The 25,612-nt window shown below is 33.3% G+C and carries 25 protein-coding genes; 9 read left to right on the plus strand and 16 right to left on the minus strand.

The window, feature by feature from the left end; translation table 11 throughout:
• Positions 1-12: 12 nt before the first annotated feature.
• The 3 genes from AMQ68_RS08815 to AMQ68_RS08825 are packed head-to-tail and all read right to left on the minus strand — an operon-like array spanning position 13 to position 2,091.
• Positions 13-888, minus strand: coding sequence for a tyrosine-protein phosphatase (locus tag AMQ68_RS08815; RefSeq protein ID WP_054510270.1), 876 nt, complete (start codon positions 886-888; stop codon positions 13-15).
• Positions 885-1,532, minus strand: a complete 648-nt coding sequence (locus AMQ68_RS08820) for a thiamine diphosphokinase (RefSeq protein ID WP_054510578.1) — start codon at positions 1,530-1,532, stop codon at positions 885-887. The genes AMQ68_RS08815 and AMQ68_RS08820 overlap by 4 nt, the downstream gene beginning before the upstream one ends.
• Positions 1,522-2,091, minus strand: coding sequence for a cob(I)yrinic acid a,c-diamide adenosyltransferase (locus AMQ68_RS08825; RefSeq protein ID WP_054510271.1), 570 nt, complete (start codon positions 2,089-2,091; stop codon positions 1,522-1,524). Before AMQ68_RS08825 ends, AMQ68_RS08820 begins: the two co-directional genes overlap by 11 nt.
• Before the next feature lie 685 nt (positions 2,092-2,776).
• On the opposite strand from AMQ68_RS08825, the gene AMQ68_RS08830 reads away from it, so the two are divergent.
• Positions 2,777-3,268: a DinB family protein gene (locus AMQ68_RS08830; protein WP_054510272.1), complete on the plus strand. Its 492-nt coding sequence runs from the start codon at positions 2,777-2,779 to the stop codon at positions 3,266-3,268.
• Positions 3,269-3,399: 131 nt separating this feature from the next.
• On the opposite strand, the gene AMQ68_RS08835 is transcribed toward AMQ68_RS08830, so the two are convergent.
• The 4 genes from AMQ68_RS08835 to lptB all read right to left on the minus strand — a co-directional run bounded on the left by AMQ68_RS08835 (position 3,400) and on the right by lptB (position 7,449).
• The gene (locus tag AMQ68_RS08835; RefSeq protein WP_054510273.1) at positions 3,400-4,350 is read right to left on the minus strand and encodes a YafY family protein; all 951 of its coding nucleotides are present in this window, start codon (positions 4,348-4,350) and stop codon (positions 3,400-3,402) included.
• Between the two features lie 125 nt (positions 4,351-4,475).
• Positions 4,476-6,284 (minus strand): ABC transporter ATP-binding protein, encoded by a 1,809-nt coding sequence (locus AMQ68_RS08840; protein ID WP_369678627.1) that lies wholly within the window; start codon positions 6,282-6,284, stop codon positions 4,476-4,478.
• A 104-nt stretch (positions 6,285-6,388) separates the two neighbouring features.
• Positions 6,389-6,604 carry a hypothetical protein gene (locus AMQ68_RS25595; RefSeq protein ID WP_054510274.1) on the minus strand — a complete coding sequence of 72 codons (216 nt, stop codon included), beginning with the start codon at positions 6,602-6,604 and terminating at the stop codon, positions 6,389-6,391.
• A gap of 35 nt (positions 6,605-6,639) precedes the next feature.
• Entirely contained in the window at positions 6,640-7,449 is an 810-nt protein-coding gene (lptB, locus tag AMQ68_RS08850; protein ID WP_054510275.1) for an LPS export ABC transporter ATP-binding protein, read from the minus strand.
• A gap of 198 nt (positions 7,450-7,647) precedes the next feature.
• Here lptB and AMQ68_RS08855 point away from each other — a divergent pair, with 198 nt between their 5' ends.
• Entirely contained in the window at positions 7,648-8,376 is a 729-nt protein-coding gene (locus AMQ68_RS08855; RefSeq protein ID WP_054510276.1) for a hypothetical protein, read from the plus strand.
• A 46-nt stretch (positions 8,377-8,422) separates the two neighbouring features.
• On the opposite strand, the gene hemB is transcribed toward AMQ68_RS08855, so the two are convergent.
• Positions 8,423-9,412, minus strand: coding sequence for a porphobilinogen synthase (gene hemB, locus AMQ68_RS08860; RefSeq protein ID WP_054510277.1), 990 nt, complete (start codon positions 9,410-9,412; stop codon positions 8,423-8,425).
• A gap of 119 nt (positions 9,413-9,531) precedes the next feature.
• Here hemB and AMQ68_RS08865 point away from each other — a divergent pair, with 119 nt between their 5' ends.
• The 3 genes from AMQ68_RS08865 (at position 9,532) to AMQ68_RS08875 (ending at position 12,214) form a co-directional block, all read left to right on the plus strand.
• A complete protein-coding gene (locus AMQ68_RS08865) occupies positions 9,532-9,882 on the plus strand; it encodes a T9SS type A sorting domain-containing protein (RefSeq protein ID WP_054510278.1) in 351 nt (116 codons plus the stop codon).
• Between the two features lie 105 nt (positions 9,883-9,987).
• Positions 9,988-10,899 carry an ABC transporter ATP-binding protein gene (locus tag AMQ68_RS08870; protein WP_054510279.1) on the plus strand — a complete coding sequence of 304 codons (912 nt, stop codon included), beginning with the start codon at positions 9,988-9,990 and terminating at the stop codon, positions 10,897-10,899.
• A gap of 4 nt (positions 10,900-10,903) precedes the next feature.
• Positions 10,904-12,214 (plus strand): ABC transporter permease, encoded by a 1,311-nt coding sequence (locus tag AMQ68_RS08875; protein ID WP_054510280.1) that lies wholly within the window; start codon positions 10,904-10,906, stop codon positions 12,212-12,214.
• Between the two features lie 79 nt (positions 12,215-12,293).
• On the opposite strand, the gene AMQ68_RS08880 is transcribed toward AMQ68_RS08875, so the two are convergent.
• The 8 genes from AMQ68_RS08880 to AMQ68_RS08915 all read right to left on the minus strand — a co-directional run bounded on the left by AMQ68_RS08880 (position 12,294) and on the right by AMQ68_RS08915 (position 20,162).
• A complete protein-coding gene (locus AMQ68_RS08880) occupies positions 12,294-12,962 on the minus strand; it encodes a porin family protein (RefSeq protein ID WP_054510281.1) in 669 nt (222 codons plus the stop codon).
• Between the two features lie 16 nt (positions 12,963-12,978).
• Complete coding sequence (gene sucD / locus AMQ68_RS08885) at positions 12,979-13,851, minus strand: succinate--CoA ligase subunit alpha (RefSeq protein ID WP_054510282.1); 873 nt, start codon at positions 13,849-13,851, stop codon at positions 12,979-12,981.
• A gap of 92 nt (positions 13,852-13,943) precedes the next feature.
• Positions 13,944-14,846 carry an LpxD N-terminal domain-containing protein gene (locus AMQ68_RS08890; RefSeq protein ID WP_054510283.1) on the minus strand — a complete coding sequence of 301 codons (903 nt, stop codon included), beginning with the start codon at positions 14,844-14,846 and terminating at the stop codon, positions 13,944-13,946.
• A 207-nt stretch (positions 14,847-15,053) separates the two neighbouring features.
• Complete coding sequence (efp, locus tag AMQ68_RS08895) at positions 15,054-15,620, minus strand: elongation factor P (protein ID WP_054510284.1); 567 nt, start codon at positions 15,618-15,620, stop codon at positions 15,054-15,056.
• A gap of 27 nt (positions 15,621-15,647) precedes the next feature.
• Complete coding sequence (gene lpxA, locus AMQ68_RS08900; protein WP_054510285.1) at positions 15,648-16,442, minus strand: acyl-ACP--UDP-N-acetylglucosamine O-acyltransferase; 795 nt, start codon at positions 16,440-16,442, stop codon at positions 15,648-15,650.
• Positions 16,443-17,840 carry a bifunctional UDP-3-O-[3-hydroxymyristoyl] N-acetylglucosamine deacetylase/3-hydroxyacyl-ACP dehydratase gene (locus AMQ68_RS08905; RefSeq protein WP_054510286.1) on the minus strand — a complete coding sequence of 466 codons (1,398 nt, stop codon included), beginning with the start codon at positions 17,838-17,840 and terminating at the stop codon, positions 16,443-16,445. It lies immediately after the preceding gene.
• On the minus strand, positions 17,833-18,864 hold the full coding sequence (gene lpxD, locus AMQ68_RS08910) for a UDP-3-O-(3-hydroxymyristoyl)glucosamine N-acyltransferase (RefSeq protein ID WP_054510287.1): 1,032 nt from the start codon (positions 18,862-18,864) through the stop codon (positions 17,833-17,835). The genes AMQ68_RS08905 and lpxD overlap by 8 nt, the downstream gene beginning before the upstream one ends.
• An 80-nt stretch (positions 18,865-18,944) precedes the next feature.
• Positions 18,945-20,162 (minus strand): HD domain-containing protein, encoded by a 1,218-nt coding sequence (locus AMQ68_RS08915; RefSeq protein ID WP_054510288.1) that lies wholly within the window; start codon positions 20,160-20,162, stop codon positions 18,945-18,947.
• Between the two features lie 217 nt (positions 20,163-20,379).
• Between AMQ68_RS08915 and AMQ68_RS08920 the strand changes: the two genes are divergently transcribed.
• The 4 genes from AMQ68_RS08920 (at position 20,380) to AMQ68_RS08935 (ending at position 25,571) form a co-directional block, all read left to right on the plus strand.
• Positions 20,380-21,153: an NYN domain-containing protein gene (locus AMQ68_RS08920; RefSeq protein WP_054510289.1), complete on the plus strand. Its 774-nt coding sequence runs from the start codon at positions 20,380-20,382 to the stop codon at positions 21,151-21,153.
• A 130-nt stretch (positions 21,154-21,283) separates the two neighbouring features.
• On the plus strand, positions 21,284-22,924 hold the full coding sequence (locus tag AMQ68_RS08925) for a S41 family peptidase (RefSeq protein ID WP_054510290.1): 1,641 nt from the start codon (positions 21,284-21,286) through the stop codon (positions 22,922-22,924).
• A gap of 259 nt (positions 22,925-23,183) precedes the next feature.
• Positions 23,184-24,728 carry a bifunctional response regulator/alkaline phosphatase family protein gene (locus AMQ68_RS08930; protein ID WP_054510291.1) on the plus strand — a complete coding sequence of 515 codons (1,545 nt, stop codon included), beginning with the start codon at positions 23,184-23,186 and terminating at the stop codon, positions 24,726-24,728.
• A 78-nt stretch (positions 24,729-24,806) separates the two neighbouring features.
• A complete protein-coding gene (locus tag AMQ68_RS08935; RefSeq protein ID WP_054510292.1) occupies positions 24,807-25,571 on the plus strand; it encodes an exodeoxyribonuclease III in 765 nt (254 codons plus the stop codon).
• Positions 25,572-25,612 lie beyond the last annotated feature (41 nt).

Below are 25,612 nucleotides of genomic sequence, written 5' to 3' on the forward strand. Positions count from 1 at the left end.
TGAATATGATTATCAATACATAAACTTACTAATATATTCTTCTCTCTTATTCTCAGAAATACCTAACACTTGTTGAATATAAATATCAGTTGAACCATATTTTTTATTAATTTCATCAAAAGAAGCATCCAGATAATTCCTTTCAATCCAGCTCAGTTTTTCCAACACTTTCAAATCCATTTTAGGATAAATAAAATGTAAGGTATTGGCAAGCTTAAGCCTTTTTTCAACCAATCGTTTTCTGTAATTATTAGACAGCAGATAATTGTTATAAATGGTTTCTTTATCAAATCTTAGAACACTCATAATAAGCGCTGTAACAATCCCTGTACGGTCTTTTCCTGCGGTACAGTGGTATAAAATAGGTTGGTTAGATTCTAAAATTTCAGTAATTATTTTCTTAATGGTTTCAGGATTTTCTGTTACATAATCACGATAAAAATCTACCATTCTCTTATCTGCATCAGAAGCATTTACCTTTCCTTTTAAAACCAATTTTTTAGCCTGAGATAATTGATCACCCTGGTCATCAAAAGCAGAATACTTTTTATAGATGATATTTTCAGGAAGATGATCCGGCTTTTTGGAGATTTCTTTCTCATTTCTGAGATCAATAATTTCTTTAATACCTAGTTTTTCAAATTCTTTAAAAGAACTGTTTTTAAGATGATAAAGATCTCCGCTTCGGTAAAACGTCCCTTCTTTTAACGTTTTTCCTTCAGTATTTTTCAGGCTTCCTAACGTTCGAAAGTTGTTTACTTTCTTTATTCTAATATCATCTCCAATTTTTGCATTACCATATTCGGGCGCAGTAAAGTTTTGTGTCTTACAGGAAAAAACACAAGAAATCACAATAATTAGAAATGATATTTTTATTAATTTTCTCAATATATTTTTGGGTATTCTATTTCATTTATGCCCACAAAAAACAACAGATCTCCAGATTCATACTGAATAGAAACCTCATCTTCCACTGCAAAATTACGGGTCCCGATTCTTGATATTATGCTTAAACTTCCATTGGTTAATGGCCAATTCAGTCCTTTTGTCGTAATATTTTCAACGGAAGGAAACGGATACAGAGAAATCATTTTGTTTTTAATATTCTTCAGCGTGAAATTTTTCGGAACAAAATAATATTCAGAAAAAGCATCATAAAATTTGATGTTCAATTGATCTTTAAAATGATAAGCCACCGTAATATTTCCTAAAAAATGATCCTGTTCTCCTCCACTTCCTCCTAAAACATCCACATCGTGAAAGCCTTTTTCCAGAATAATTTCTAACGCTTTATGAAAATCTGTTTTATCCTGATCCAGCGTAAGAATAAATTTATCCTGATAAACATTTTCATCCGACCCAATATGTGAATCAAAATCACCTGAAATAAAATCCAGTTGATCTAAAGGAAAACCTTGTCTTTTCAAATAATGAAAAGCACCGTCTGTACAGGCAATTAAACCATAATCATCTAAACCCGGAAAAGATTCGGGCGCATCTCCATTGATAAAAAGCAGTACTTTATCTTTCATTCGGGTTCCAGTATTCTTCCGGTTCATTATTCAGTTTTGAAACATACCTTGCCAATACAAAAAGATAATCTGAGAGTCTGTTTAGATATTTAATCAATTCAGGACGCACTTCTTCAGATTCATTTAAGAATACCAGAGAACGTTCTGCTCTTCTGCAAATTGTTCTTGCTGCATGTAAAAATGTAGCCGATTTTCCGCCACCCGGAAGGATAAAATATTGTAGAGGCTCTAGTTCTTCACCAAAAGCATCCATCCAATGTTCTAATTCTTCAATTTCTGTGTCAGAAATAATTAGTGGTAGACGAGATTTCCCATTCGCCAACATCAATTTATCCACCGGCGTTGCCGCTTCTGAACCTACCGTAAACAAGTCAAACTGAATTTTTTTCAATTGCTTCAACACTTCTTCATCTTCAATATGACTTTTCGTAATCCCTATAAACGAGTTCAATTCATCAATATTTCCGTAACTGTCAACTCTTGCACTGGCTTTTGAAACTCTCGTTCCACCGTACAAGGCAGTTTGCCCTTTATCTCCTGTTTTCGTGTAAATTTTCATAGGACTAAAATACTTCATTTTGTACAATGTAAAAAGGAAAATGTCCTTAAATACACAAATTTCGAAACTCTTTTTTAGTAGCTATTCAACTCCATCGAACACCCACTTTTTATTTTAAGCCTGTTAAAACTAAGTGAAAAATTAAACCGCAAAAGAAACAAAAGCTATTATTGAATTATTTAAAGTTTAATTATTTTGAAAACAAAGCTCGCAAAAGAATAAAAATCACAGATTTTTAAAAACTTATGTGGTTTTATTTTGCGTTTTAATGATAAACTTAAAATACTAATGTGTTAATCTTTTGTGGTTAAAATAAAAAGTTTAAACAAAATCAATATTATTTGAAGCTGTTTCCCGCTTTCCATTACAATCTTTTTTTCAAAAAAGGATTTTCATTATAATCGGGGCTAGGGTTTTTGTCGAAGTTTATAAAGTTGTCTTTAAAATTCATTTTTAGCTTGAAACAAAAAAATGACCGATTAAAAAATCGGTCATCTACAAATTATTTATCTACCTCTACATATTTTATGATCTTGTGATGTATCGGATATACAATGAACGAGAAATATTGAATGATATTTTAGGCGTAACAAAATAAATTTTCAATTTGAATTTCCTACTGACAAGCTGTTGTCATTACCTGGTCATACCTTTGTATCAACAATAACAAACAAAATTAAAAATTATGTCAACTACAGCAACACTTACTAAACAATTCATGTCTTCAGAACAATTACTGGAACATTGGCAAGGTCACAGAAACCTTACAAGAAGAGTAATCGAAGCTTTCCCTGAAAAAGATTTATTTGAATTTTCAATTGGAGGAATGAGACCGTTCGCAAAATTGGCAGCTGAGTTAATTGGTATCGCAGGACCTGCTTTAAAAGGAATCATCGATAAAAACATGGGAGCTTATACCGAAGACGGTTTCAAGCCACAAACCAAAGAAGATATTTTGAAAAAATGGGATGAAGAAACAGTAGTAATCAACCATTATTTTGCTCAAATTTCTGAAGAGCGTTTTCAGGAAACGTTTAATTTATTCGGACAATATGAATTTCCTGTTTATCAGAATATTCTATATTTCGTTGATAATGAAGTTCACCACAGAGGTCAGGGATATACGTATTTAAGAGCGTTGGGAATTGAACCCCCTTTTTTTTGGGAGAGATTTTAGGATCATTAATGCCTTTATGGAGACTAAAATTATTAATACAAAACAATAAAAAGGAGTCAATTATTTCTCAACAAAAAAGCTTTCAGGATTTCTGAAAGCTTTTCTTTTTTTATTTAATTGGGAAGAATATTCTAAATTTTTCTTGAAATATCTGCCACTATTTTTTTGATACTGTCTTTCAAAGATTCAGGCTCCAACACTTCGGCATAATCTGCAAAGGTAATCAGCCAGCGTGGAAATCCATCTTTGATCCAATCGGTTTCAAAGATTAGCTCTACTCCATCTTCTCTTTCAATCTCTTCAATTAAGCCGTAATATTTTTTTGAATTACTGAGATGTCCGATAATTTTTTTATCAACCAAAAGTCTGACTTTGGTTTTATTTCCGTTCGGATTTTGTCGATAATCATTAATCTGACCGTATTCCTGCAGAAAAGGATTTTCAGTTTTAATGATTTGCAAAATTCGGTCAACCCTAAACTGTCTGAAATCATTTCTCAGTGTACAAAAAGCCATAATGTACCAATAATTGAATTCAAAGAAAACACCCACGACCTCAATAGTTCGCATAGATATTTTGGAATCTACAGTAGTGTATTCCAACGTTATCTGTTTCTTTTCTGCTATACTCTCGAGAATAATCGGAATGATATTCCGAATGTTGTCTTCTGTTTTTGGGTGATAGTTAAAAACATCAATCTGTTTTTCAATATTCTGAATTAAATTCCTGTCAGAATATTTCAGCACAGAACGAACTTTCTCCATTGCCGTCTGATAATGATTTCCCAAACTTTGGTGTAAAAATTTCTGCATCAGCTTTTCAGCCGTAATAAAACTCAGTACTTCTTCTTTGGTAAACATTACCGGCGGAAGTTTATAACCATCCATCAGAGAATAACCACTTCCCGCTTCCCCAACAATGGGAATCCCTGCATTTTCTAATGTTTTTACATCACGGTAAATCGTTCTTACACTTACATCAAATTTTGCAGCTAGATCTTGTGCTCTGACAATCAGTTTTGACTGTAATTGAGTGAGAATAGCAGTAACTCTATCGAGCTTTTTTAGGTAATGATCGTTCATTGAGGTGTTGAGCGTTTTAGCGTTTTAGCGTTTTAGCGTTTTAGCGTTTTAGCGTTTTAGCGTTTTAGCGTTTTAGCGTTTTAGCGTTTTAGCGTTTTAGCAAAAGTAATTCCTAATTCCTTAAATTAATTATCTTTAAAGGTATTCATCAATTTATCTAGATTTAAGCTCCTAGCAGAAGCATCAAAAATTTCACGATAGGTTCCGTTCATCTGAACCAATTCATCGTGACTTCCACTTTCTACAACTCTCCCTTTTTTCATTACATAAATTTTATCTGAATCTAAAATTTGGGATAAAGAATGCGAAATAATAACCACTGTTCTTCCCTCTTTTATAGCATCCAGAGAATTTTTGATTTGTTCTGTTGCGATGGCATCCAAGCTGGCAGTAGGTTCATCCAAGAAAATAATAGGTGGATTTTTTAAGAATAACCTTGCAATCGCAATTCTCTGCTGCTGACCTCCGGAAAGTTGAGTGGCATCATGCTGATATTGCTCGGGTAATTCTAGAATCTGATCGTGGAGATACGCTTTTTTAGCTGCTTTCTCAATCTCTTCAAAACTGGCATTCATATCACCATATCGGATGTTATCTTCAATACTTCCTTGGAAAATGTGATTTCTTTGAAGTACTAAACCAATATCATTTCTCAAAAAGGTGTTATCGAATTCACTTAAATTAACTCCATCCAACAAAATCTCTCCTGAATTTGGCGGATAGAACTTACATAGAAGATTAATAATCGTTGACTTTCCGGCGCCACTTAACCCCACTAATGCCGTTGTTTTTCCATTTTCAATTTTCATAGAAATGTCATGTAAGGCATGGGTTCCGTTTGGATAAGAAAAATTGATATTTTTTAATTCAAAATTCCCTTTGATTTCTTTTTCTACAAAAGTTCCATTTTGTTCTGTTTCCTGATCTGCATTTAAAATATCAAAATAGCCTTCTGCATAAATCATCGCATCATTCATATCATCATAAATACGGTGCAACTGGCGAATTGGCGATGAAACATTATTAAAAAGCATGATATGAAGCATAATCGCTCCAATGGTCATTTGCTGATCCAAAACAAGATAAACTGTCAAAAGAATGATAAGCACGACACCAAATTGTTCTATAAAAGTTTTTAATCCATCATAAATGAAATTGGTTTTTCTGGTGAACATCTGGCTTTCCATCAACTGCATCTGAAGATCATATTGCTTTTTGCCTTCAAATTTTTCACGGACAAAACTTTTAATCACCATGATAGAATTGATCAAATTCAACAATCCTGAAGTTTTCTGCTCTCTCTGATTTCTCAATTGACGACGAACACCACCCAGTTTTTTTGCCTGAAGTGAACTGATATAAAAATAAATAGGCACAATGATCGTAGAAACCATCCCCACATACACATTCTGCATATACATAATGATCAGTGCAATGAATGCATTAGAGAAAAGTGGCAGAATATCGATGAAAAAGTTTTGGACCAGTTTTGTTAAGCTTTCAATTCCTCTATCAATTCTTATCTGAAGTTTTCCGGACTCGTGATTTTCATCATTAAAATAAGCAACTCTGTATGTCAAAATTTTATCGATGGCAGACTGTGCTAAAACAGAACTTACATTAATTCTAATCTTTTCGCCATAAAATTTTTGCCCAAAATTGATGAAAATATTCAACAATTCCTTTCCCAATAAAATAATGGAAATAACCACCAATACATGAATTCCTTCAGACATTGGATGTGGTAATCCTGTTAATTTTGTGACCTCATCTACCGTATATTTTAACACAAGCGGATTGACCTGTGCAGCCAATGCTCCTAAGAAAGTAAGGAATAATGTTCCATAGATCATTACCCTATATGGTCTGATAAACGGAATAAGTTGTTGATAAATTCCAAATAAAGTAACTGTTCTGTTAAAAGGTTTTGCCATAGGAATTATTTTAACTAAAAAACGTACCGTTTCAAAGAGAAAAGGTACGTTTTATTATATTTTTCAGCAAATGATTTGCTCGTTTTTAAAATAACATAGTAATATTATCCTTCGTAAATATAAGTCGTCAAATAATGAAGTTCAGATTTACTGGCTGCTTTAGATTCTGCTTCTGCCTGTTCTAAAGGATATTGAGAATTAATCTCTTTTTTCTGAAATACAAAAGAGTTATTGGCATTTTTATCAACAACATCATTGAAAATATGCTGAATTTCTGAATTCCCCATCGAAGAAAAACCGATATCTTCAATTCCGTACATCAATTTCAGGTCCTTAAACTTAGCAAAGTTTTCATCTACAAAACTTTGAAATTGAGGTTTAGACTCAAAATTTCCTGCCCAGATATTGTATGCGTATTTTTCTTTTTCGGTTTATCTAAAATACTCTGATAAACGAAATTCTCCCCTAGATAAGCTTCTCTTACCTGTGGATCGTTTGCCAAATCTTCCGGAAGACCTTCTTTTAGAATTCTTCCTTCAAACATGATGTATGTTTTATTGGTAATAGCTAATGTCTGCTGAACATTGTGATCGGTAATTAAGATCCCAATATTTTTGTCAACCAAGCTTCTTACGATCTTCTGAATATCTTCAACCGCAATCGGGTCAACCCCAGCGAAAGGCTCATCCAAAAGAATAAAGTTCGGGCTGGTTGCCAAACAACGTGCAATCTCTGTTCTACGTCGTTCTCCTCCGGAAAGAAGATCTCCTCTGTTTTTACGAACGTGCTGTAATGAGAATTCTTCAACCAATTCATCACATTTCATCTGTTGCTCACGCTTTGAAAGTTTCGTCAATTGCAAAACGCCCATAATGTTTTCTTCAACGGAAAGTTTTCTGAAAACAGACGCCTCCTGAGCCAGATAACCGATTCCTTTTTGCGCTCGGCGATACATCGCATCCGTGGTAATTTCCTGGTTTTCTAAGAAAATTTTTCCTGAAGTGGGCTTAACCAAACCTACAATCATATAAAACGACGTGGTTTTTCCTGCTCCATTCGGACCAAGCAAACCAACAATTTCTCCCTGCTGAACCTGTACAGAAACGCCTTTTACAACTTTTTTAGGACCGTATTCCTTGATTAAGTTTTCTCCTCGTAAAATCATAAGGGCAAAGATAAAGTTTTTTTGAATTGAATTTTTATATTAGAAAAGACGATACATTAGTTTTATGATATTTTAATTCTTTTTATGCAATTCCATTTTAAAAAAAATCACATGTTTTGAAAATTTATTCAAAATAATACATCTTGGTTACGTTAATATTTACCTATTTTTAGCCCACTAAATAACGATTATATTATTATGGAAAGTAATCAGCAATTAACCGATTTATTAGCTTTAGACTTAGGTATTAACCTAATTAACCGAAGACCTTACGCTAAGGAAGTTTTCAAATGGCAGGATATGGAGCTACTTCCTCACTCATCCGTAGACACTCTTCTTTGTGAGATTTTTGAATGGAACGGGAGAAATTGGAGAACAACAGAAAATAACCTAATTGGCTTTTTGTTTTCTGAAGAAAATTTAGCAAAAGTAAAAGATCAACTCATTAATATTCCTAAACATCCGGCTTTAATTCCAGACTTTGAATTCACCAAAGACAGCATGATTGAATATGGTCTTTCGCTCCCTTCATTATTCAATATTGGAATTAATGGAAATATTAAAAATGCTAAAGATTTTTCAGTAAAAGTAAACGGGGTTACAAAATCAAGAATTACCAATATAGATTCACCGGGAATTGAGATTTTAAAAAGCTATTCTGAATTCACGCAAGACCAATCTAAAACCTATAGAAAAAATATTAAGTTCAATTACCTGAGTACTTCCCTATTCTATGCAGAAAGCGTAGAAATTTATTTGGAAAAGGAATCTACAGTTGGGTTAGATATTAATTTTCAAACGCAAAATGTAGAAGTTGAAGCTAAATTAGATACCGATACCAAGAAACATTTCGTTTTAAAATATTCAGGAAATCAGGCACCATTTGCCGCAAAGTTTACAAAGGGAAAAGATTTTGATATTTCATAAAAAAACACCTCAAATTGAGGTGTTTTGCTTGTATAATTATTATTGATTATTTATTTAAAAGAATAGCAGCTTCTTTCGCAAAATACGTAAAGATCATATCTGCTCCTGCTCTTTTGAAACACGTTAAGCTTTCAATGATTGTTTTATCATTATCTAACCAACCATTTTGAGCTGCTGCTTTTACCATGGCATATTCACCACTCACGTTGTAAACAGCAATTGGAAGGTCGATCGCTTCACGAACTTTAGCAACAATATCTAAATAAGGAAGTCCCGGTTTAATCATAATGATATCTGCTCCTTCATCAATATCTTTAAAAACTTCGTTCAACGCTTCGCGGGAATTGTGGAAATCCATCTGATAGGTCTTTTTATCTTTCGGAATCTCCATATCATCCTTCGGTGCACTATCTAACGCACTTCTGAACGGTCCGTAAAAAGAACTTGCATACTTTGCAGAATAACTTAAAATTCCTACATCAGTAAATCCGTTTTCTTCTAATGCCTCACGAATCGTCAACACCCTTCCATCCATCATATCGCTTGGTGCCACAATGTCAGCTCCAGCCTCAGCAAGTGACACAGACATTCTTGCCAATGCATCATTGGTAGCATCATTCAATATCTTACCGTTTTCGATGATTCCATCGTGACCATAAATTGAATAAGGATCCAGTGCTACATCAGGCATTACGATCATTGCAGGAACTGCATCTTTGATCGCTTTAATGGTGTTTTGCATCAAACCGTCTTTATTCCATGCTTCCTTTCCTGTATTGTCTTTTAAATGATCAGACACTTTCATGTACAAATTGACAGCTTTTACGCCTAAAGAAAATAATTCTTTACATTCCTTCACCGTCAGATCTATACTCCTTCTGAAAATTCCCGGCATCGATGGGATAGGCTCTTCCTTGTTCTCGCCCTCCATCACGAAGATCGGCATTACAAAATCATCTGTTGTAAGGATACTTTCTCTTACCAAACTTCTCATAGACTCACTAACTCTAAGTCTTCTATTTCTTGAATGTATCATTTTGGAATACTTTTTGAATAAGTTTCTGCAAATTTAATACAAGTTCTATAAAAAACTATTGCAAGAGATTATAGAATTATTTATTTTTGTTAGGAAATACTTTGAGAAATTATAATTTGATGAAAAAACTTTTACTTTTATTTTTATTTATAGGCACTTTTGTTGGGTTTTCCAACAATTTTAAAGCTCAACTAAGAGAGCCTGGTTCCATCTCGCAAAAAGCAGATGATGGTGTGCTTGTTGCCTATCCAAATCCTGCAAAGGATTTCCTTGTCATTAAGGCAAAAGACTCTTCTTTAAGAGTTAAAAGCGTGACTTTTTATTCAATTTTGGGTACACAAGTTGCTAATTACACAGTGAATATGAATTCGGGAGAGATCAATATTGAAAAATTGAAACCCGGAAAATATTTAATTCGCTACATTTTAAGCGATAATACGCAAAAGGTTACTCAAATCGTAAAACAATAAAATTAAATCCTGATAATCATCAGGATTTTTTCTTTTACATTAATTCTGTTTCAATTATTCCGTAACTTTCGGGATACTTTTATACTAATAAAGAAAAACAAATTAATGCTAAAAGCTGAACATATTACGAAGACCTACAATGCAGGTAAAAAAGTAGCATTGGATGACTTCAGTATACATGTCCCAACAGGGAGTATTTATGGTCTTTTAGGCCCAAACGGAGCCGGAAAAACTTCATTCATCCGTATTATCAATCAAATTACTCAGGCGGATTCCGGAGATGTATTCATCAACGGAGAAAAGCTTAATCAAAACCACATCAGAGATATCGGTTACATGCCTGAAGAAAGAGGTTTGTATAAAAACATGACCGTTGGTGACCAGATTCTATATTTTGGTGAATTAAAAGGAATGACCAAAAATGATGCGCTGACTGAAGCCAAAAAATGGTTTGAAAAACTGAACATCGATCAATGGTGGAAGAAAAAACTTTCCGAACTGTCAAAAGGGATGGCTCAGAAAATTCAGTTTGTTGTGACTGTGCTTCACAGACCTCATCTTTTAATTCTAGACGAACCTTTCTCCGGTTTTGATCCTGTGAATGCTAATTTGATCAAAGACCAAATCATAGAGCTTAAAAACAACGGAACAACCATTATTCTTTCGACTCACAGAATGGAAAGTGTGGAAGAAATGTGTGATTATGTAGCATTGATTAATAATTCTAAAAAAATAATTGACGGCAAGGTTTTCGACGTAAGAGAAAAATTCAAGAAAAATATTTTCGGAATCACCCTTTCTGAAGTGAATGAAAATCAACTTGAAACTTTCAAAAATAAGTATGAGATCTTTAATTATACTCATGAGAATAATTTAGTTTCATTTGATCTTAAAAATGAAAGTGAGCAGAATAACATCATTTTAGATCTTGTACATGTTGGAAAAGTGAGATCATTCGACGAAAGAATCCCAAGTATGAATGAAGTATTTATTAACGCTGTAAGTAACCATTTTTAATTTTATGAATAATATTTTTTTAATTACAAAAAGGGAATTTCTTACACAGGTTAAGAAAAAATCCTTCATTATATTGACTTTATTGGCTCCTGTTATGATCATTGCTTTTGGAGCAGTTATCGGATTAATGTTTAAAGCTAATGAATCACACAGCATCATTGAAGTGGTTGATAAAAGTGGATTATTTAAAGATCAACTAAAATCAAATGATAAACTTAATTATGTATTTGTTTCCACGGCTGATGAAAAGTCAAAAATCAACAATTTAAAAGGAAATGAATCTTTAGACGGTATTTTAGTACTACCGGAATTAAAAGATCAGAACTTTGATGATCTGGAAAAAAATTCAAGATTGGTGGTTAATACTAAAATTGGTTTTGATACCAAGCAAAGAATTGTTTCTGACATCATCAATGTTATCAAAAAAGAAAAGATCAAACATTTAGGCATCGCAGAAACTCAATTGGAGAATCTTGATAAAAGCTTTACCCTAAAAACAATTAACGTTTCTGAAAACAATAAGGAAGATTCTGATCTTAGCTTTGGCGTAAAAACAGGATTAAGCATGGTTTTAATGTACGTTACTTTTATGTTTATCCTTATTTATGGGGTAAGAGTCATGCGAAGTGTTTTGGAGGAAAAAAACAACCGTGTAGTGGAAATTATTATTTCTTCTGTGAAGCCATTTGAACTAATGATGGGTAAGATTTTGGGCGTAACAATGGTTGCTTTAACCCAATTTATTATTTGGATCACGATGTCGGTTATTGGAGCATTGGTTTTAAATACAGGATTTAATTCGATACAGAAAAATATTCCTGGTGGAAATGAAGAAATAATCAGTAAACTTGATATTGCTCAAATTGCAACACAGGTTTCACACAGTTTATTAGAGCTTAATTTCCCATTGATTATTGGGGTATTTATTATTTATTTCCTTTTGGGATATATTTTTTATAGCTCTATTTATGCTGCTATTGGTTCGGCTGTTGACAATGAAACTGAAACTCAGCAATTCACCTTATTTGCGATTTTACCCTTAACCTTGGGAATGTATGGAAGTTTTTCATTAATGAATAATCCTGACGGACCTTTAGGCTTCTGGTTATCTATTATTCCTTTTACCTCACCTGTTGCTATGATTGCAAGAATTCCTTTTGGAGTCCCTATTTGGCAGTTGGCCTTGTCGATTGTGCTACTATTAGGAACAACCGTTTTCATGATATTCGTTGCAGGAAAAATCTATAGAGTTGGAATTTTAATGTACGGAAACAAAGCTACTGTAAAAGAGCTTTGGAAATGGATTAGAGGATAATTAAAACCTTCTAAATACTATAAAACAAAAATCCCGAGAATTACTTCTCGGGATTTTTTTATATTTCTTAGAAATCTTTTTATTTAAAGATGTAGCTAATTTTAGCACTAACAACCTGTTCAGATTTCCCTTTTGAAGTTCCCTGAGGTTCATTCGCAAGACCTGGATAGGTATTAGAAAGACCAAAGTCATAATTCAAAGCAAATTCAACTTGTCTTTTGTAGCTATATCCTACACCAATTCCTAAACCAAAGTTAAAGCTAGCTGCTTTACCATTTACTCCAGGATATTTAGGATCCGTAACATCCGGATTATAATAAGGTCTGGATATCGGAGCATTTTTCACTTTCTGGCTCACTAAGAAATTAAATCTAGGTCCTGCCATTGCAAAGAATTCTGATGCAGCTTCTGAAAAGTATCCTTTGAAATAAATTGGAACACTGATGTAGTCATTTGCATAAACAGCATCATAACCATCTCTCCCTTTAGCATCTTTATCTTTACCCGTTTCTCCGGCTCCGTAATATAATACTTCCGGCTGAATAAAGAACTGATTTGCTTTTCCTACCGGAATCAGAGCTAGCACGCCTGCTTGCATAGTGAATCTTTTTCCTGAAGGATTATGGGCATTTTTTACTCCTGAGAGGTTACCTCCTGCAGTAACACCAAATCTTGTAGTTTTGAAATTAATCTGGGCGATTGATAACGTAGAAATGGCTAAAGCAGAGGTTAATAAAAGTTTTTTCATATGTTGGGTTTTATAATTAAGCTAAAATTTTAGCTACGGTTGCACCGATATCAGCTGGAGAATCAACAACATTGATGCCGTTTTCTCTCATAATTTCCATTTTTGCCTGAGCTGTATCTTCATCACCACCTACGATAGCACCTGCGTGTCCCATAGTTCTTCCTTTAGGAGCTGTTTGTCCAGCGATAAATCCTACAACCGGTTTAGTAGATCCACTAGCTTTATACCATCTTGCAGCTTCTGCCTCAAGACCACCACCGATCTCACCGATCATAACAACAGCTTCAGTTTCTGGATCGTTGATAAACAACTCTAAAGCTTCTCTTGTAGTTGTTCCAATAATTGGGTCACCACCAATACCGATAGCAGTAGAAACACCGAAACCAGCTTTTACAACTTGGTCAGCAGCTTCATAAGTAAGAGTTCCTGATTTAGAAACGATACCTACTTTACCTTTTTTGAAAACGAAACCTGGCATAATACCAATTTTAGCTTCTTCAGAAGTAATGATTCCAGGACAGTTTGGCCCGATCAATCTACAATCTCTGTCAGCGATGTAAGATTTTACTTTTACCATGTCTGCTACAGGAATACCTTCAGTAATACATACGATCACTTTAATTCCAGCTTCTGCAGCTTCCATAATAGCATCTGCAGCAAATGCAGGTGGTACGAAAATGATACTTACGTTAGCTCCAGCTTTTTCAACAGCATCAGCAACAGTGTTAAATACAGGCTTTCCTAAGTGCTCGCTTCCTCCTTTTCCTGGAGTAACACCACCTACTACGTTTGTTCCGTATTCAATCATCTGACCTGCGTGGAAAGTACCTTCGTTACCTGTAAATCCTTGTACAATTACTTTAGAATCTTTGTTTACTAAAATTGACATTTTATTGTTGTTTTAATTTATTTTTATTATTCTATTAATGCTCACAAATTTACTTATTTTTCTTTGATTTTAGATAAAACCTTAAGAATTGTTTATTTGAGATTTCTCAGTTTTACCTCTTTTTTCAAATAAGTTTTAAAATCTTCTGCAAACATCCCGATATAAGTCCCTTTTTCAAGATCTCTGTTGACTCCGGTTTTACCAAGTAATACAGATCCATCGGCAATTTTATTCCCGGAAGCAATTCCTACTTGCCCCCATAATGTTACCTCATCTCCTATCACACAACATCCTGCGATTCCTACTTGTGAAGCAATTAAACATTTTTTCCCAATGACGGTATCATGCCCGATCTGGATTTGATTATCTAACACAGAACCTTCTCCGATAACCGTAGAATCAGTAACTCCTCTATCGATGGTACAGCCATTTCCGATTTCTACATTGTTTTCGATAACAACATTTCCTACAGAAATCAGACGGTCAAAATTTCCATTTAATTTTCTGTAATAAAAAGCATCACCTCCTAAAACGGTATTGGACTGAATAACCACATTGTCACCAATTACTGTTCTGTCACCAATGACAACATTAGGAAAAATAAGTGTATTCTTTCCGATGATCACATTATTACCAATTACTGCTGAAGAATGAATTTTTGTCCCTTCCCCTATTTCTACATCGTGAAGTTCTTCTGTGAAATTATATATTCTCGTAAAATGAGTATTGATCTTATTAAAATCTCTGAAAGGATCTTCAGAAACTAAGAGCGCTTTCCCTTCCGGACATTCAACTTCCTTATCAATTAAAATAATTGTTGCCGCTGAGTTTAAAGCTTTATCGTAATATTTTGGATGGTTAACAAAAACGATCTCGCCTTGTTTTACCATATGGATTTCATTAGTTCCTAACACTTCAAAGTCTTCAGAACCAACAAATTTAGACCCAATAAGATCTGCAATAGTTTTTAGTTTTTGTGGCTGATGAAACGTCATATTTTTTGAATGATGTTTAAATTTTATCAATCATATCAAGGTTTTGACCCTTGACACAGTTTTAAATTAGGTTGTATTCCCGATCTTATTTGCATTGGATTTTATCCAATTCTCTGCTAAGTCGCCCCTTCAAGACTTCTTAGTTTTCACAAAAAACAAAATTCGGAATGCTTATGCAAACCGAATTTATGTAAATTTTATTTAAAATTATTCTTTTACTCTTTCTAAGTAAGAACCGTCTTCAGTACTCACTTTGATTTTGTCTCCTGCCTCAATGAACAAAGGAACCATTACTCTTGCTCCTGTTTCAACGATTGCATTTTTAAGGGCGTTGGTAGCAGTATTACCTTTTACTCCCGGATCTGCTTCGATAACTTCTAAGTAAACAGATTGAGGAAGTTCTGCAGACAAAGGCGTCTCATCAGCTTCCTTTAAAATGATAGTAACTTCTTCACCTGCTTTCATCAGATTAGAGTTTTCAATCATTTCTTTATCAAGGTAAAGTTGAGTAAAATCTTCGTTATTCATGAAGTGAAAACCATTCTCATCATCATAAAGATATTGGAATTTTCTTGTAATTACTTTTACCTCATCAATTTTGTGACCTGCAGAGAAAGTATTATCAAGTACTTTACCGTTGGTTACTGATTTTAGTTTTGTTCTAACGAAAGCTGGTCCTTTTCCTGGCTTTACGTGCATAAATTCAACTACTTTAAAAATATCATTGCTGAATTCTATACAAAGACCTTTTTTTATATCGTTACTTGTTGCCATTAATTTTATATTATCTTTTAATTTGTATTAATTACTTTCTTTTCCTGTTCCGTATCCTTTTACAATACCTCGAGGAGAGTTTTGAATAAACTGAAGAATTTCATCTCTTTCAGCCGTTGGAAGCATTTCTTTTTCAATGTAAGTTACCGCCTGAGAAACGTTCATTTTCATTTGAAAAATAGTTCTGTAGATTTTTTGAATTTCAAAAATTTTCTCATTCGTAAATCCTCTTCTTCTTAAACCTACTGAATTGATTCCTGCGTAAGACATCGGTTCTCTTGCTACCTTTACATAAGGCGGAATATCTTTTCTCACTAACGTTCCACCAGAAATCATTACATGTTTTCCGATTTTACCAAATTGATGCACCGCACTAAGACCTCCCATTACAGTATAGTCTCCTATTTCTACATGCCCCGCAATACCACAACCGTTTACAATGATAACGTGATCTCCGATAACGCAGTCGTGTGCAATATGGGAAGTTGCCATAATTAGGCAGTTTTTACCAATTTTGGTAAATCCAAGGGCTTTTGTCCCTCTGTTTACCGTTACACACTCTCTGATTGTAGTTTCGTCTCCGATAATTACCTGAGTATCTTCACCATCAAATTTTAAATCCTGAGGGATCGCAGAAATTACCGTTCCCGGAAAAATTCTACAGTTTTTACCTATTCTAGCTCCATCCATGATGGTAACATTAGGGCCGATCCAAGTTCCTTCTCCGATCTCTACATCCCCTGCAATTGTAGTAAATGGTTCTACAATAACATTTTTGCTGATTTTCGCACGTTTATCTACGGCTGCTAATTGATGAATCATTTAATCAACTTTAATTTTTGCAACTTGGGCCATTAATTCTGCCTCTACTGCTACAGTATCTCCTACATATCCGTATCCCTGCATATGAACAATACCTCTTCTGATAGGCTCTATTAATTCAATTTTGAAAATCATAGTATCCCCAGGAACTACTTTTCTCTTGAATTTTACTTTATCAATTTTAATAAAATAAGTAGAATAGTTCTCAGGATCCGGAACGCTTGCCAATACTAAGATACCTCCTGTTTGTGCCAACGCTTCCACTTGTAAAACACCTGGCATTACAGGCTCTTTAGGAAAATGTCCAACGAAGAAAGGTTCATTCATTGTCACATTTTTCAATCCTACAACATGAGAATCTGATAATTCTAAGATTTTATCAATCAATAAGAACGGAGGTCTGTGAGGCATCAACTTCATAATTCCGTTGATGTCGAATACCGGTTCTTTCGTTAAATCAAAATCAGGAACATTTTTTTTCTTTTGTAATTTCCACTGACGGTTCAATTTTTTAGCAAATTGAGTATTTACAAAATGTCCTGGCTTATTAGCAATAACTTTTCCTTTTATCTTCACTCCAGCCAATGCTAGATCACCAATCACATCAAGTAATTTGTGTCTTGCGGCTTCGTTAGGGTAATTTAAAGTAAGGTTATCAAGAATACCATTTGGTCTGATAGAAATTTTCTCTTTACCAAAAGCTTTCTTTAATTTTTCTGTAGTTTCAGGAGTAAGATCTTTATCTACATAAACGATCGCGTTAGAAATATCTCCACCTTTGATCAAACCGTGATCTAAAAGCATTTCTAATTCATGTAAAAAGCTGAACGTTCTTGCAGCTGAAATCTCTTCTTTAAATTCTGAAATATGTTTTAACGTAGCGTTTTGAGTTCCTAAAACTTTAGTCCCAAAATCTACCATTGTAGTAATTTCGTAATTATCCGAAGGAATAATTGTAATTTCTGAACCTGTTGCAGGATCACTGTAGCTAAGCACTTCTTTTACCACCAAATATTCTCTGGCAACGCTTTGTTCTACAATACCTACACTTTCTATAGCTTCTACGAAAAACTTTGAAGATCCGTCTAAGATAGGAGCTTCAGAAGCATCCATTTCCAAAATTGCGTTATCTATATCACAACCCACTAAAGCTGCTAAAAGATGTTCACAAGTATTGATTTTTACTCCTAGTTTCTCTAAAGTAGTTCCTCTTTCTGTTGCTACAACATAGTTTACGTCAGCTTCAACCTGAGGGTGTCCCTCTAAATCTGTTCTCACAAAAACGAAACCTGTATTTTCTTTAGCAGGTTTTATGGTCAATTTTACTTCTTTACCAGTATGAAGGCCAATTCCGGAAAGTGTTACCTCTTCCTGAAGTGTTTTTTGCATATCACTCATTAGTATGATCTTTTGAGGTATTCTCAAGATTATTTATTCTTTTTACAATTTCAGGTAAATTCCTGAAATGTACGTAGCTTCTAAGATAATCATTATAATTTATCGCAGGTGAACCGTACATCGTTTCTTTATCATTTACACTAGAATTCACACCACTCTGAGCCTGAATCTTTACTTGACTTCCTATTTTAATATGCCCAACGATTCCCACTTGGCCACCAATTTGGTTCCAATTGCCAATAGTCGTAGATCCTGCAATTCCTGCTTGTGCCGCAATTACATTATTCTGTCCTATTTTCACATTGTGGGCAATCTGGATAAGGTTATCTATTTTAGTTCCTTTTCCAATAATGGTAGATCCTATCGTAGCTCTGTCGATACTACAGTTAGAGCCTATTTCAACATCATCTTCAATAATTACATTTCCTAACTGAGGTATTTTTTTAAATCCTTCAGCAGTAGGCTGAAAACCAAAACCGTCCCCTCCAATCACCGTGTTAGAATGAATGACACAATTATCACCAACAATACAGTAATCGTAAATTCTGGCTCCACTGTCAATTTTGCAGTTTTTACCAATCTTTACTCCTTTACCTATATAAACTTGAGGATAAATCTGTGATCCTTCACCAATTTTTGCCTTTTCAGAGATGTAAGTAAACGCACCGATATAAGCTTTTTCGCCAATAACAGCTGTTTCGTGAATTGAAGAGCCATTTTCGACCCCTTCTTTTCTACCTTGCATCTCCTGATACAGATTCATTAAAACCTGGAACGAAAGATAAGCATCTTTTACGGCAATGATGGTTGGATTATAATTATCTTTTGTTACAATGTTTTCCGAAACGATAAGAACAGAGCATTGTGAAGTATCTAAATAATGAGAAAATCTTTCTTGTGCTATAAAAGAAAGATGTCCTGATTCCCCGTTCTCAATGGGTGAAACTCCAGTAATAAGTGCGTTTTCGTCACCTATTATTTTTCCGTCGATAAAACTTGCAATTTGCGAAGCTGTAAATTCCATATTCTGCAAAGATAAGAAATTCTATAATTCGCAAACATTTTTTAGTTTTAGGATTGTGAATTTTAATACTATTTAAGAAATTAACTCAATAAATCTCTTGGAAAAGTAAGAATATATCTGGTGGTTTTATTGACGATTAACCCTGATAAAAGCTGGTCTTCAGACTCATCAAGCCTTAGTTTAAGCCCACTTTTCTGCAATAAATAAATAGGTTGCTTTTCGGTGTCATAAGGCAATAATTTTCTCTTAATCTCATGTACCAAGTCTTTACCGTTATCAATTCCAAAAAATTCATTAGTCTTTTTTATTTTTTCTTCAATAAGCTTAGGATCAAATGGATGAGAAGAGATAATTGTTTTTGGAAGATTTCTCTTTATCACACATTTACACCAATATGAAAGAATAATGTCATCGGAGTTCTGCCATGATTTCATTGCTTGGATAACATCATTATCATCCATTTGTGTAAATCTTTCAACATCTTCATCCGTTGCTGAGCTTTTTCCTCGATATAAAAAATATTTCAAATTTTCTGTAGCTGGTAAATCTATTCCTTGAGAAACTAAATATTTTGCTCTTTCTAAGATTTTAACCAAAAGAAACTCTGCCAACGCCGAAGTTTTATGGTAATATACCTGCCAATACATAAACATTCTCGCGGTCAGAAAATTTTCAATGGAATAAATTCCTTTTGCATCGATGACCAATTCGCCTTCTTCACAAACGTTCATCATCGAAATAATCCTTTGGGTATTGATGTTTCCTTCCGAAACTCCTGTGAAAAAACTATCCCTCTTCAAATAATCAAGTCTGTCTACATCTAATTGAGAAGAAATAAGCTGATTGAAAAACTTCCTATGATATTTCCCCTGAAACATTTCAATAGCAACGTTCAATTCACCATTAAATTCTTCATTTAATCGATTCATCAATAATAATGAAAGATTTTCGTGGTGCCAATCATCCATTAACATACTTTCCAATGCGTGAGAAAACGGACCATGGCCAATATCATGCATTAAAATCGCCAACATCGCTCCTTTTTCCTCTTCATCAGAAATCATAACTCCTTTTTGCTTTAAAGTTTCCAAAGCGGTAAACATCAAATGCATTGCTCCCAACGCATGATGAAATCTTGTATGAGTCGCACCAGGAAAGATTAAACTCAAAAGACCAGTCTGAGAAATCCTTCTCAACCTTTGAAAGTATGGATGTTCTATAATGTCGAATAAAATTTCGTGAGGAATTTTGATGAATCCATGAACAGGATCATTGATGATTTTAAGCTTATTCTGCATTGAAACGTCAGTATTTGTACACAAAGTTAGGGATTTTAAATTTTAGGATTGTTTAATTTTCGTTCACAATCATCTTACAACTCGCTAAAAATCATAATATTTTTCAGAATAAGTCTATCCGTTTCATTAAATTTGGCTACATTAATCTTCATAATGTATTGTAGTACAAAATTGGTCAAATTACACTTCAATTATTTTTCAAAATACACACACAACTATGAGTGACAAAAAATTCAATATTGCCCTTCTTATTGATGGTGACAATGCGCAAGCCAAATTATTAAAAGAAACCATTGAAGAGGTTTCAAAATATGGTAAAGCCACAATCAGAAGGATTTACGGAGACTGGACATCTCAAGGTATGAATTCCTGGAAAGATCTTGTTAACCTTTATTCTATCAATCCTATTCAAAAATTTTCCTATACCAGCGGGAAAAACTCTACTGATGGAGCGTTGATTATTGATGCCATGGATATTCTTCACGGAAAAAGTGTGGAGGGTTTCTGTATTGTATCAAGTGACAGCGACTATACCGGTTTAGCTAAAAGAATCCGTGAGGAAGGCCTTTTTGTAATGGGTATTGGAGAAAAAAAGACTCCTGAAGCTTTTGTAAAATCTTGCGACATATTTACTTACACCGAAAATATTTCTCCTAAAATCAAAAAAGAGCCAAAAGAAGAAACTCAAAAGACAAAGGAAAATAAAATAGAAGATAATCCAAAAAAAGAAGCCCTTCATGCTAAGCCCTATCAGCATCCAAGTTTTTTATCTCCAAAAGATGAAGAAATAATTTCAAAAGCATTCGAGATTTCTGCTAATGAAAATGATATGGCTTTTATTTCAACACTCGGCACTAATATCCGAAAGATTGATCCCAGTTTTGATCCCAGAACCTATGGCTACTCTACTCTTTCAAAGTTATTTGATGATCTGACCCATTTTGAAGTGGTAAGAAATGAAACTAATCATCCATTATTAAAAAGAAAATAATATTTACAGATTGTTCTGGTAAAAACTGAAATCTACTTTTTTAAACTTTTAGAATATTTTCCACAATGCGTTTTGCATAGCGGGTGTTTCTATATTTATCTTTGACTGCTTTAATAAAACAATATTTTTAATGAGAAGCTTCTCTATTTTCATTCTATTATTTTTAAGTATCAATTTTTCTGCACAAGTTTTATCTGAAACTCAAAAGTTAGAATCGCTTTGTAAAGTTTGGGGTTTTTTAAAATATTATCATCCAAATGTTGCCAAGGGAAATCTGGATTGGGATCATCAACTTTTTCAGAAGCTCAACGAAATTGAAAAAATAAACGATAGAAATCAATTAAACGAATTGTATTCTCATTGGATTGACAGTCTGGGAAAAGTTGAAGTTTGTGAACCGTGTAAAAAAGAAGAAAACAAAGTCTATTTTCTCAAAAATTTTGATCTAAACTGGATTAATGATCAAACTATATTTAATCAAAATGTGACTCAAAAACTGAGTTATATTCAAAATAATAGAAACCTCGGCGACAATTATTATTTCGGAACCGGCGGAAGAAAAGTATTTTTCAGAAATGAAAATTCTTATGGATCTAAGTTTACCTCAAAAGAAATAAGTCTTTTAGAGTTATTCAGATATTGGAATTATGTGGAATATTTTTTTCCTTATAAATATAAAACAGATCAAAGCTGGAATGATGTTTTAGCAGAAATGATTCCTAAGTTTATCCATATTAATACTACCGAAATTTATCATTTAACATTGGCAGAATTGGTCACCAAAACAGACGATTCTCATGCTTTTTTATTTTCACCCTTCATTAGTTTACATCAATATGGGAGAAGAAAGGTTCCGGTGGAATATAGCTATGCAGAAGGAAAATTAATTGTTACTAAAATCAATTCCAATAAACTGAATGAAGAAAATTTATTAAAAATTGGAGATGTTATTTATGATATCAATGGTAAAACTATTCCACAAATGGTTAATAGTTTTGGAAAATACATTCCTGCTTCCAATTCTTGGGGGAAAATCAAAAAAGTGAAAATTCTATTTCTTTTCACCAATCAAGATTCACTTGATATTAAACTTGAAAGAGAAGGAAAAAACCTAGCGATTAAAGTAAAAACATATCTACTCAAGGATATTATCAATAATAAACCCGCTATACCCGAAAAGTGGAAATTCATTGACAATGAAAATAAAATTGGATATGTAAACATGGGAATTATTGAAAGAAAAGATCTGGATGAGATGTATAAAAACTTAAAAGAAACAGAATCCATTATTTTTGATTTAAGGAATTATCCAAACCAGACCATCTTGCCACTAAGTAAGCTACTACTTCCCGAAAATAGCATTTATTATTTGTTTAATTTTCCGGAAACCCATTATTTAAGTCAGTTTTACAGTAGAAAAAATAGTATCGGCCACAAAAACGCCGATTATTACAAAGGAAATGTAGTGGTTTTGGTTGACGAAAATACCCAGAGCCAAGCTGAAACTACCACTATGATGTTCAAGCAACATCCAAAGTCAAAAGTTATTGGCAGCAATACTTCGGGAGCTAATGGAGATATTATTCGATTTAATATTGCCGATCTTGAAACAAGTTTTACCGGTTTGGGAGCCTATTATCCTGATGGGAAAGAAACGCAACGAATCGGTATTATCCCCGACATTATCATAAAACCTACCGTAGAAGGTATTAAAAAAGGAAAAGATGAAGTTTTGGAGAGAGCTTTGGAATATATAAAAAAAGGGAAATAAATATTCATTACAATTTACCTTGCAAAGAATATTTTTATCGCAAATATCACAACCAAATAATCTTAAAAATAACAATTGATTTTTCCATGAAAAACAATTCTTTTTATCACACAAATATTCTATCTTCATAGTCAGTTATTTTAATAAAAATTACATCATTTTTTTAACTAAGATTTAACTTTTAAAGTCTCTGTTTTCGCAGATTTTAAAAGCTTTTGGTCGCAATTTTGATGTACTCACCATGAAAAATTAAATTATTATGTCGGAAAAGATATTATGGATAGATGATGAAATAGATTTACTTAAACCTCATATCGTATTTTTAGAAAAAAAGGGGTATCATGTAACTCCTGTAAATAATGTGAACGAGGCATTAGAATTGATAGAATCAGAAAAATTTGCACTTACTTTAATAGATGAAAATATGCCTGGTATTTCTGGGCTTGAAGCCATTCCCATGATCAAGGAAAGAGATAATTCTTTGAAAATAGTAATGGTTACAAAAAGCGAAGAAGAACATATTATGGAAGAAGCCATAGGTTCTCAAATCGCAGATTATATTTTAAAGCCTGTAAATCCTAATCAGATCTTATTATCACTAAAGAAAAATCTTCAGGAAGATAATCTGGTAGAGCAAAAAACAATTTTGCAATATCAGCAGGAATTCAGAAATCTTTCTATGGAGCTTTCTTATTTAAGAACCTACCAAGAATGGGCTGAATATTATAAGAAAATCGTTAATTGGGAGCTTAAGTTTGATAAAGTTGCTGATAATGAATTTGCAGATCTTTTACAATCTCAAAAAGAAGAGGCAAATATTCAGTTTTCGAAATTTATAGAAAATAATTACGAAGAATGGTTAAATGGAAATGAAAAACCATTAATGAGCCATACCCTTTTCAAAGAAAAAATAAAACAGGAAGTAGAAAAACAAAAAGTTCTTTTACTGATGGTAGATAATCTTCGTTATGACCAATGGAAAGTAATTGAGCCATTATTCACCAAATATTACAATAAAGTTTCAGAAGATTATTATTACAGTATTCTTCCAACAGCCACTCAATATGCCAGAAACTCTTTCTTTGCAGGATTAATGCCTTCTGAGATTGAAAAACGTTTTCCGGACAAATGGTTTAATGATAATGAAGAAGGAAATAAGAATGAATTTGAGCGCGATTTCCTAGAAGATCAAATGAAGAGAATTGGTTTAGGCTCTAAATCAATGAAATATTTAAAAGTATTGAATGCCGATTTTGAAAGAAAGATCTATGACGATTTCAATCAACATAAAAACAATGATCTTTTAGTGATTGTTTACAACTTTATCGATATTCTTTCACACGCGAAAACAGATAATCATATTGTTGATCAATTAATTCGTGATGATAAAACTTTCCGTTCTCTAACGTCGAATTGGTTTGAGAATTCATCTTTAATAAAAATAATAAAACTTGCAGCGGAAAGTGGTTTCAAATTAGTGATCACAACAGACCACGGAACTGTTTACGTTAAAAAGCCAAGCAAAGTAGTTGGAGACAGAGAAACATCAACTAATATCCGTTATAAAACGGGTAAGAGCTTAACGTATGATGACAAAGATGTATGGGCAGTTACTAATCCTGAAAAGTTATTTTTACCAAAAGGAAATTTAAGCTCTAAATATATTTTCGCTAAGAATAATATTTTCTTAGCTTATCCTAAAAATTATAATCATTTTGTAAACTACTATAAAGAAACCTACCAACACGGTGGAATTTCTCTGGAAGAGTGTATTATTCCAATAAGCATTCTGGAACCCAAATAGTTTTTAGTTTATTTCATTATAATCTTAAGCGGAAAAAATCAATTGATTTTTTCCGCTTCTTTTTTATATTTTTGAAGCATGAGATTAATTACTTACAACGTAAACGGAATTAGGGCTGCTTTCACCAAGGATTTTCTAGGCTGGTTGAAAACTGCCGATCCCGATATTATCTGTATTCAGGAGAGTAAAGCAGGAAACGATCAAATAGACATTGAAAGTCTTGAAAAATCAGGTTATCATAGTTATTGGCATTCTGCAGTAAGAAAAGGCTATAGTGGTGTCGGAATAGCTTCAAAAACAAAACCTAATCATGTAGAGTATGGTTGCGGAATTGAAAGCTATGATAATGAAGGAAGAATTATACGTGCTGATTTTGATGATTACTCTGTAATCTCTGTATATGTTCCCTCTGCTTCGAATATTGAAAGGCTGGAGTTTAAAATGCAGTTCTGCAATGATTTTCTACAGTATATTAAAAACTTAAAAAAAGAAATTCCTAATCTTATTATTTCCGGGGATTTTAATATTTGTCATGAAGCTATTGATATTCACAATCCGGTTGGATTAAAAAATACTTCCGGCTTCTTACCAATGGAAAGAGAATGGATGACTCGCTTTATGGAAGAATGCGAATTGATTGACAGCTTTAGGTTCTTTAATAATGAACCCGATAATTATACTTGGTGGAGCTACCGACAGAATTCAAGAGCTAACAATAAAGGCTGGAGATTAGATTATAACTTTGCTTCTTATTCATTAAAAGACAAGCTTTCAAGGGCTGTTATTTTAAAAGAAGCTGTACATTCGGACCATTGCCCTGCATTAGTAGAAGTTAATATATAAAAAAAGCCAGCTTATTAAGCTGGCTTTAAATTTAAATCATA

This window comes from Chryseobacterium sp. ERMR1:04, assembly GCF_001297705.1.
In the GTDB taxonomy this organism is placed as follows: domain Bacteria; phylum Bacteroidota; class Bacteroidia; order Flavobacteriales; family Weeksellaceae; genus Chryseobacterium.

What these genes read in the sequence shown, in the direction of transcription:
- AMQ68_RS08870 (WP_054510279.1), top strand. Translation starts at nt 9,988, where the DNA reads ATGCTAAAAGCTGAACATATTACGAAGACCTACAATGCAGGTAAAAAA.
- lpxD (WP_054510287.1), bottom strand. Translation starts at nt 18,864, where the DNA reads ATGGAATTTACAGCTTCGCAAATTGCAAGTTTTATCGACGGAAAAATA.
- AMQ68_RS08820 (WP_054510578.1), bottom strand. Translation starts at nt 1,532, where the DNA reads ATGAAAGATAAAGTACTGCTTTTTATCAATGGAGATGCGCCCGAATCT.
- AMQ68_RS08865 (WP_054510278.1), top strand. Translation starts at nt 9,532, where the DNA reads ATGAAAAAACTTTTACTTTTATTTTTATTTATAGGCACTTTTGTTGGG.
- AMQ68_RS08825 (WP_054510271.1), bottom strand. Translation starts at nt 2,091, where the DNA reads ATGAAAATTTACACGAAAACAGGAGATAAAGGGCAAACTGCCTTGTAC.
- AMQ68_RS08855 (WP_054510276.1), top strand. Translation starts at nt 7,648, where the DNA reads ATGGAAAGTAATCAGCAATTAACCGATTTATTAGCTTTAGACTTAGGT.
- AMQ68_RS08835 (WP_054510273.1), bottom strand. Translation starts at nt 4,350, where the DNA reads ATGAACGATCATTACCTAAAAAAGCTCGATAGAGTTACTGCTATTCTC.
- AMQ68_RS25595 (WP_054510274.1), bottom strand. Translation starts at nt 6,604, where the DNA reads ATGTACGGAATTGAAGATATCGGTTTTTCTTCGATGGGGAATTCAGAA.
- lptB (WP_054510275.1), bottom strand. Translation starts at nt 7,449, where the DNA reads ATGATTTTACGAGGAGAAAACTTAATCAAGGAATACGGTCCTAAAAAA.
- AMQ68_RS08880 (WP_054510281.1), bottom strand. Translation starts at nt 12,962, where the DNA reads ATGAAAAAACTTTTATTAACCTCTGCTTTAGCCATTTCTACGTTATCA.
- AMQ68_RS08930 (WP_054510291.1), top strand. Translation starts at nt 23,184, where the DNA reads ATGTCGGAAAAGATATTATGGATAGATGATGAAATAGATTTACTTAAA.
- sucD (WP_054510282.1), bottom strand. Translation starts at nt 13,851, where the DNA reads ATGTCAATTTTAGTAAACAAAGATTCTAAAGTAATTGTACAAGGATTT.
- AMQ68_RS08890 (WP_054510283.1), bottom strand. Translation starts at nt 14,846, where the DNA reads ATGACGTTTCATCAGCCACAAAAACTAAAAACTATTGCAGATCTTATT.
- AMQ68_RS08875 (WP_054510280.1), top strand. Translation starts at nt 10,904, where the DNA reads ATGAATAATATTTTTTTAATTACAAAAAGGGAATTTCTTACACAGGTT.
- AMQ68_RS08925 (WP_054510290.1), top strand. Translation starts at nt 21,284, where the DNA reads ATGAGAAGCTTCTCTATTTTCATTCTATTATTTTTAAGTATCAATTTT.
- lpxA (WP_054510285.1), bottom strand. Translation starts at nt 16,442, where the DNA reads ATGATTCATCAATTAGCAGCCGTAGATAAACGTGCGAAAATCAGCAAA.
- AMQ68_RS08935 (WP_054510292.1), top strand. Translation starts at nt 24,807, where the DNA reads ATGAGATTAATTACTTACAACGTAAACGGAATTAGGGCTGCTTTCACC.
- hemB (WP_054510277.1), bottom strand. Translation starts at nt 9,412, where the DNA reads ATGATACATTCAAGAAATAGAAGACTTAGAGTTAGTGAGTCTATGAGA.
- AMQ68_RS08915 (WP_054510288.1), bottom strand. Translation starts at nt 20,162, where the DNA reads ATGCAGAATAAGCTTAAAATCATCAATGATCCTGTTCATGGATTCATC.
- AMQ68_RS08920 (WP_054510289.1), top strand. Translation starts at nt 20,380, where the DNA reads ATGAGTGACAAAAAATTCAATATTGCCCTTCTTATTGATGGTGACAAT.
- AMQ68_RS08905 (WP_054510286.1), bottom strand. Translation starts at nt 17,840, where the DNA reads ATGAGTGATATGCAAAAAACACTTCAGGAAGAGGTAACACTTTCCGGA.
- AMQ68_RS08840 (WP_369678627.1), bottom strand. Translation starts at nt 6,284, where the DNA reads ATGGCAAAACCTTTTAACAGAACAGTTACTTTATTTGGAATTTATCAA.
- AMQ68_RS08830 (WP_054510272.1), top strand. Translation starts at nt 2,777, where the DNA reads ATGTCAACTACAGCAACACTTACTAAACAATTCATGTCTTCAGAACAA.
- efp (WP_054510284.1), bottom strand. Translation starts at nt 15,620, where the DNA reads ATGGCAACAAGTAACGATATAAAAAAAGGTCTTTGTATAGAATTCAGC.